Source organism: Flavobacterium sp. AK-345, assembly GCF_058310175.1.
Genome location: NZ_JBZEER010000038.1, coordinates 1 through 564 on the forward strand (window position 1 = coordinate 1; position 564 = coordinate 564).

General features: G+C 40.8%; 2 protein-coding genes. Both read left to right on the forward strand.

Annotation, left to right across the window (positions count from 1 at the left end):
- Positions 1 to 289 (forward strand): enoyl-CoA hydratase/isomerase family protein (locus tag AC4FQ3_RS22815; protein ID WP_491183408.1); only part of this gene is annotated, 289 nt, incomplete at its 5' end.
- A 15-nt stretch (positions 290 to 304) separates the two neighbouring features.
- Positions 305 to 564: lipopolysaccharide biosynthesis protein (locus tag AC4FQ3_RS22820; protein WP_491183409.1), on the forward strand; the 260-nt coding region annotated here is incomplete at its 3' end.

Consider the following 564-nt stretch of genomic DNA (forward strand, 5'->3'; position numbering starts at 1 on the left):
TGAGATGATTGGAGCTGAAGAAGCCAAGAATCTTGGATTGGTAAATCATGTACTTCCTACCAAAGAGGAGGCCTTGGCAAAAGCCGAAGAAATCATAGGTAAAATCCTAAGTAAAGCACCATTGGCTATAGGGATGATCATCGACTGCGTCAATTCCGCTTTCGTACCTGATGAAAATGGGTTCCAAACTGAAGCAAATAGCTTTGCCAGATGTGTTAAATCGGGAGATTATAAAGAAGGTACATCCGCTTTTCTGGAAAAAAGACAGCCCCATTTCAAAGGAGAATAAGCTCCTTGATACTGAATGAGTAATTTCAAAAAACTAGCTGGACAAACCGCAGTTTATGGACTGAGCAGTATCCTCGGTCGATCCATTAATTTTTTAATGATCATTGTGTACACCGAATACCTCACAAAGGAGGCTATGGGGTCATTCACAAGTATCTATGCGCTGATCGGCTTTATGAATATCGTCTTCACTTATGGGATGGAGACCACATTTTTTCGATTTGCCACAGGAAAAAACCTAGACTCCAACAAAGTTTACAACACTACACAGTCCTT